Here is a 6,004-nt window from a genome sequence, read left to right on the forward strand (position 1 = left end):
TCGACTTTTAACCGCTTTGCTCCGCTCACTTATTTAGGACAGCTGCACAAAGCAAAAGTCTGCACATAAGCACCACCAACAAAAATCCCCAAAACCGGGATTCCTGTTGGCGGAGACTTATGCTCCGACTTTTAACCGCTTTGCTTCGCTCACTTATTTAGGACAGCTCCTCCAAGCAATAATCTGCATATAAGCACCTTCTGCAAAAATCCCCAAGACCAGGATTTCTGCAGAAGGAGACTTATATTCCGATTATTCCCGCTTGGATCCGCTCACTTATCTAGGACAGCTCCTCCAGGCAGAGATCTGCATGTAAGCACCTCGAACAAAAATTCCCAAAACCGGAATTTCCGTTCGAGGAGACTTACACTCCGATCTCTAACCGCCTGGATCCGCTCACTATTATCAGGAGGCGTCATCGTGAAGAATGGAACCGTCAAAATAACCAAACAGCAAATTATATATGAGGTATTGAACGCCGTTACTCATGGCGTCTCCTTCGTGGTTGGGGTAGGGCTGTCAATCATGCTGCTGATCAGAGCATATCATGACAAGTTATCCACCCCGGCGATTACCAGCCTGATTATTTATAGTATTACTGTGCTTTCACTCTATTTAGCGTCAACGTTGCTCCATTGTTTTGTGTTTACGCGGGCAAAACGGATTTTCCAGATTTTAGACCACAGTAATATTTTCCTATTAATTGCTGGCACTTACACGCCGTATTGTATTATCTTTGTGAATAATATTTGGGGAAATATCTTGTTGGCAAGTATTTGGGTATTAGCGTTAGGTGGCATTATCAGCCACATTGTGTTTCATGGCAAATACCAGAAAACGGAGACCACCATTTATGTCCTGATGGGTTGGTTGTGCATGTTTTTGGGGAAAGAATTATACACCAATTTGAGTACGAGTGGCTTTTGGCTGTTGGTAGCCGGTGGCGTCATCTTCACCACCGGAGCAGTCATCTATAGTTTCCCAAGGATTCCCGGGCTGCACTTAATTTGGCATTTCTTCGTGATGGCTGGAACGTTGACAATGTTTTTATCTATCTATATGAATGTTTAATGGTGGGACTTCTGGAAATTCTTTTGGGAATAGTCGGTTAGATGTCTTTTCTTGGCCGGTCCGACGCCATTGAGACAGTTTCCTGATAGTCTTTTTTTAGGAGTCTCAACGTAAAATTATTTCATTTAGCAATTTTTGTAGTCATCCAGTAATATGTTTGCAAAATGAGCATTGTTATTTTCAGCCGCCAGTCAAATATCGGTCAATTTTTCTCATAAAATATTGCTAAAACATTGATAAAACGCCACTGGTGGAATCATCTGCCAGTGACGTTTTTTGTAAAATAATTGTAGTCAGATGTTTAAATTCAAATGATTCAATGCATGATATACTTTTATGCAAGGAGGTGCGATCATGAAAAAGTTACGTTTATTAGTCCTCGCTGTACTTATTGTCTTTGGTATTAGTCTGTCCATGAACCCGGTTGAAGCTCAAGCGAGTTCTTCTACGACAACTCCCAAGGCACTCCGAGGAACTTGGTATGAGTACAGAGGTGACAAGAAGTTCAATGTCATTAAAATCACTACCCATAGTTTTACGGCCAACGGCAAAACCTACACCCCTTCTAAATCGGGTTATCGAAAGTTACAAGTATCGAAATGGGGAAGTTGGTATTCATTTAATAAGACCAGCTCGGATTCTAAAGATTTGGGCCAATATAAGACTAAGAAGAAGCTTATTGGTGGGTCTTATAAAAACGTGCTCGTGAAGTATAAGGGTGTGGGCACTTACCATGTTTTCCCAACTAACAAGTATTATCGAAATTATTCATATAGTGTGTTGGATTAGCGTGAGTCATGGAATTGGTGAAGGCGTTATTGATTTTCACGATGTTTCACTTTTAGTTTAAAACTTAAAATCCTCAAAGGTGAATGGATTTCGTTCATCTTTGAGGATTTTTTGAGTTGTAAAATAGCCTTTGTAAACATAGTTGTAAAATGCCATGTCATTTTCAAAGTAATAATGTTCGCATTTTGATGGCTGGTCCGATATAATTAGTTCAGGAATATATTACAGAATGTTTATCTTAAGCCGATTAGTTGTGGGAAATGATTTTAAATCACGAGTTCAAAAATTTAAGCTTTTGCTTGTCACCTTAGTTTACGCCCTTTTCTAGGATCGTTTCGACACAACTGGTTCTAGCCTGGCTTGTTCATCTCTCACTTTTTAAGGAGGCCGTTTTATCATGAAAAAATCATTCGCTGCCGCTGTCATGACGTTGATTGTGCCCCTATTACTTGCTGGTTGTGCCCCTAAATCCAACGATCAAAGCCAATCAAAATCAAGTTCTTCCAGCAGCACTCAAACCACTGCCCAAAGTGATTCACAAAGTTCTTCGGCGACAACTGGATCATGAATATTACGAGGAACATCTTTATAAGTATGTTCCCGGTTCAGTCGACCGCAACAAGACCTACACTTGGGATTCTAAGAATGTTTCAACCCAGACCAAAGTTCACGTTGATAAAAGGGCGGTTGCCACTTTCAAGGATGAGGATGACCACGAAAACGAACACGAAACATTCTATCGAATTAAATTAGGAAATGCTGCGCAGAAGTATTGGGTTAACGATGATGTTCTGCAAAACGACCATGAGAATGATTATGACGACTAATCCAAAAAGGTTGCAATTTTTTCCGGAAGGTTGTATATTATGGACAATCAAAAAAGGAGGTGATGCTTTTTGACAAGTGGAATATCTCATAAAGCATCAGCTGTGGAGAACGAATTAAAATAGTTGATGTTTAAGAGAAAGAGCCGGCGAAATACAAATCGCCGGTTTTTTTGTTATACCATTAACTATTTGAATAAGGTTGAGATTGGAGTGATTTGGATGACTGGCATATTGCAATGGGTGGCAACTTATGCGCTGAGTGCGCTATATTATTTTGTTTTCTGGGTGTTTAGTCGGGAAAATGCAATTAACGGCGGCAATGATCTTTCGTCCATCTTTGATTGGTTTAATATCATCAACGCTGTTGGATTATTTCCAATTTCTTCCATATGGTTCAGAAATATCTTACATAAAGTTGGTCATCAAACGCATGTTGGTGGGTTGCCAATGGATTGCGGGAACGGTCCGACATATTTTACCCCGCTGAAAAATGGCAACCAATCCCGATTTATTTTGGGTGGAATCAATACGGCGCTGTTTAAAAATGCCGAATTGCTCGTCATTTACCTGATTAATTATGTGGTGGCATTGCCACTGTTTATTCTCCTCAGCTTGTCGCAACTTTTTGGCTGGCGACTATTTGAACGCATGATCCTAGCCATTGAAAAATACCGGTATCAGGAAAAAATGAAGTTGACAAAATTTGTGAAACCGATCGACGTTGCTGAAATCACAAGGCTATTTAACGAGCATCAAGCTGGCATTGTATTTATCGGTTCTCCTGACGATGTGATGAGTCGCATGATTGCCAAACGGATTATCGGCGCGGCCAAATTGAATTCCGTGGTTATTCACTATTTTGACGTTGCTAAAGCAACTGATGAAGAGAATCAAACGGTTTTATCGAAGCTTCACTTATATAGTTCCCCCAAGCAACTGCCAGCACTTGTTCGGATTGGCAGTGATGGATCGGTATCACCAGTTGATTTTGATCGAATTGATGAAGTGATTCGGCTTTGGGCTGAGAATCCGGACAAGTAAATGACGTTGCGGATTGCCAATCACCGCGCGTTACACACTCAATATTACAGCCACATTAAATAATTAAACTGTTAGCGTTTTTACAAAACTTTAACCTAGCGACTTTCAGAAAAACACTGTAAGATATGAAAGGTTGAGTTTCAAAAAACGAATAAGGAGATGAAAATCGATGAGACAGTTTAAAGTTCAAAGCTTTGTGTTGGTTCTGATTGCATTTGTGTTGGGGTTCAGTGAATTCCTGATTGTGGGGATTTTGGATGATCTTGGTGCGCAATTCGACGTGCCGGTTGCAACCGTTGGCTACCTAGTCACTATTTTTGCAATTGTGTATGCCATTAGTACCCCATTTATTACGATTCTAATCAGTCGCTACAACTTGTTTGCTGGATTACTGGCCATGATGGGGATCTTTACCCTTGGCAACATCCTCAGCTTTTTCGCCACCAACTTTGTCTTTCTGGCAATTTCACGAATCGTGACCGCTTCGGTTGCAGGTGCTGCCATTTCGCTTGGATTAACCTTTGCGGGTTATATTGCGCCAATGCCAAAGCGTGGCTGGCTGTTATCATGGGTTTTCTCAGGATTCAGTATTGCATCGGTTGTCGGTGTGCCGCTGGGAACCTGGATCTCCACTAACTTTGGCTGGCGGATCTCGTTTTTAACCGTGATTGTGATTAGTCTGGTTACCGTTGGCCTGATTTGGTTGAGCTTGCCACGAAATTTGAAAGTTAAAGAAAGCAGTATTAATGGGCAAATTTCCCTGTTTAAGGACAAACGGATTCGAATCGGCATGCTGCTGCTGATGTTTAATTTGGCAGCAATCTATGTCTTTTACACATACCTGCGCCCAATCATTACGACGCAGTTGCAGTTCTCAATTGGGACGTTGACAATTTTATTATCTGTATTTGGAATCTCTAATATCATTGGTAACCTTGCGAGTGGCCGATTGAGTGAAGGGCCTGGCATGCGAGCCATCCCCAGCGTTTTCATTGCCCAGTTCATTTTGATGATGCTGATGCCAGTTGCTTTCAATTATAGCTGGGTCGGGGTGGTTGTTTTATTCCTGGTCATTTTCACGATGCCACTATTAAATTCCCCGATTCAACTATTCTTCTTGCAAGTAGCCGAAAAGGATTATCCTCAATCTATCGTTCTGGCATCGTCGCTCAACTCGATTTTTTCCAACTTTGGCATTGCCTTAGGTTCAGCAACCGGTGGGGTGATTGTGTCAAATTTCAGTTTGGATGGCGTTGGCCCCGGTGGTGCCGTTTATGCAGTTGTCGCGTTTGGATTAGTCGTAGCTTTAAATCGCATGACCCAAAAATTATTTCAATCTCACAGACCAAACGTGTAGAATGAGACTATCAATGACCATATACCAAAGGGAGGTTCTATGGACCGAATTAGCTTAAAACTTGAATCTAAACGACTATTATCAAGTCATTTTCCATTTTTTGTGATTTTATTTTTACCAGTGATTATTTTACAGTTCGGCAATTCCTTTGCCAGTTCAATGATTGATATTCAGTCAAAGGCGTTTCAGAATAGCTATGCCATGCTCCTTGAAGGGGACCTGAACGCTGGTACTGAAAACTTGCTGTTGATTTTTGCCATTATGGCTTTATTAGGAATCATTATTAGTTTGCTGTCTGCAGGGATGACCTTTGCCAGCATCGATTTGTTGCGAAATAAGGCTAAATTCGATCAGCCAGTGACCAAATCGTTTACGATCTTGAATAATGGCACTTATTTTATCAGTGCGATTATCATGGGAATTTTGACAACAATCATGATTTTTTTGTGGTCGCTTTTGTTGGTGATTCCTGGGATTATCAAGAGTTTCTCTTACGTTCAGGCATTAAATATCTATCGTGATGCATTAGACGCTGGCAAACCAATTGGGTATTTTGAGGCAATCACCAAAAGCCGGCAGATGATGGCCGGGCATAAGATGGAATATTTCATTTTGGCCTTAAGTTTTATAGGCTGGTATATTCTGGAAGGCTTGTCATTTGGTGTTTTGTCATTTTGGGTGTTGCCGTATACTCAATTGGCTTTCGCAAACTTTTACATCAAGATCGCCGATGATTCCGAGTCAGAAGATTTAACCAGTATTTTTGATCATCAAGCGTGATCGAGATTGGGACCAAAAGATGACTTAGCTCTGAAGTTGAAACGAAGGCGGCCGTGCATTCTGGCTCTTCGTCAACTGTTGTTGGTGAAACTAAATTCGAGTTCTAATCACTTTGTGATTAGGGCTCTTTTTGTTTTGA

6 protein-coding genes are annotated in these 6,004 nt (G+C 41.0%); all 6 read left to right on the forward strand.

Annotation, left to right across the window (positions count from 1 at the left end; all coding sequences use genetic code 11):
* Nucleotides 1-420: 420 nt before the first annotated feature.
* Entirely contained in the window at nt 421-1,071 is a 651-nt protein-coding gene (gene trhA / locus KTE19_RS11365; protein ID WP_217164423.1) for a PAQR family membrane homeostasis protein TrhA, read from the forward strand.
* Nucleotides 1,072-1,425: 354 nt separating this feature from the next.
* Complete coding sequence (locus KTE19_RS11370; protein ID WP_217164421.1) at nt 1,426-1,860, forward strand: hypothetical protein; 435 nt, start codon at nt 1,426-1,428, stop codon at nt 1,858-1,860.
* 449 nt (nt 1,861-2,309) lie between these two features.
* Nucleotides 2,310-2,687 carry a hypothetical protein gene (locus KTE19_RS11375; protein ID WP_249778646.1) on the forward strand — a complete coding sequence of 126 codons (378 nt, stop codon included), beginning with the start codon at nt 2,310-2,312 and terminating at the stop codon, nt 2,685-2,687.
* A 219-nt stretch (nt 2,688-2,906) separates the two neighbouring features.
* Entirely contained in the window at nt 2,907-3,728 is an 822-nt protein-coding gene (locus KTE19_RS11380; RefSeq protein WP_217164417.1) for a hypothetical protein, read from the forward strand.
* A 169-nt stretch (nt 3,729-3,897) separates the two neighbouring features.
* Nucleotides 3,898-5,085 (forward strand): MFS transporter, encoded by a 1,188-nt coding sequence (locus KTE19_RS11385; RefSeq protein WP_217342316.1) that lies wholly within the window; start codon nt 3,898-3,900, stop codon nt 5,083-5,085.
* Between the two features lie 39 nt (nt 5,086-5,124).
* The gene (locus tag KTE19_RS11390) at nt 5,125-5,865 is read left to right on the forward strand and encodes a DUF975 family protein (protein WP_217342317.1); all 741 of its coding nucleotides are present in this window, start codon (nt 5,125-5,127) and stop codon (nt 5,863-5,865) included.
* Nucleotides 5,866-6,004: the final 139 nt, after the last annotated feature.

It is taken from the genome of Lentilactobacillus dabitei (assembly GCF_019061365.1).
Classification (GTDB): domain Bacteria; phylum Bacillota; class Bacilli; order Lactobacillales; family Lactobacillaceae; genus Lentilactobacillus; species Lentilactobacillus dabitei.

What these genes read in the sequence shown, in the direction of transcription:
- KTE19_RS11370 (WP_217164421.1), top strand. Translation starts at nt 1,426, where the DNA reads ATGAAAAAGTTACGTTTATTAGTCCTCGCTGTACTTATTGTCTTTGGT.
- KTE19_RS11385 (WP_217342316.1), top strand. Translation starts at nt 3,898, where the DNA reads ATGAGACAGTTTAAAGTTCAAAGCTTTGTGTTGGTTCTGATTGCATTT.
- KTE19_RS11380 (WP_217164417.1), top strand. Translation starts at nt 2,907, where the DNA reads ATGACTGGCATATTGCAATGGGTGGCAACTTATGCGCTGAGTGCGCTA.
- KTE19_RS11390 (WP_217342317.1), top strand. Translation starts at nt 5,125, where the DNA reads ATGGACCGAATTAGCTTAAAACTTGAATCTAAACGACTATTATCAAGT.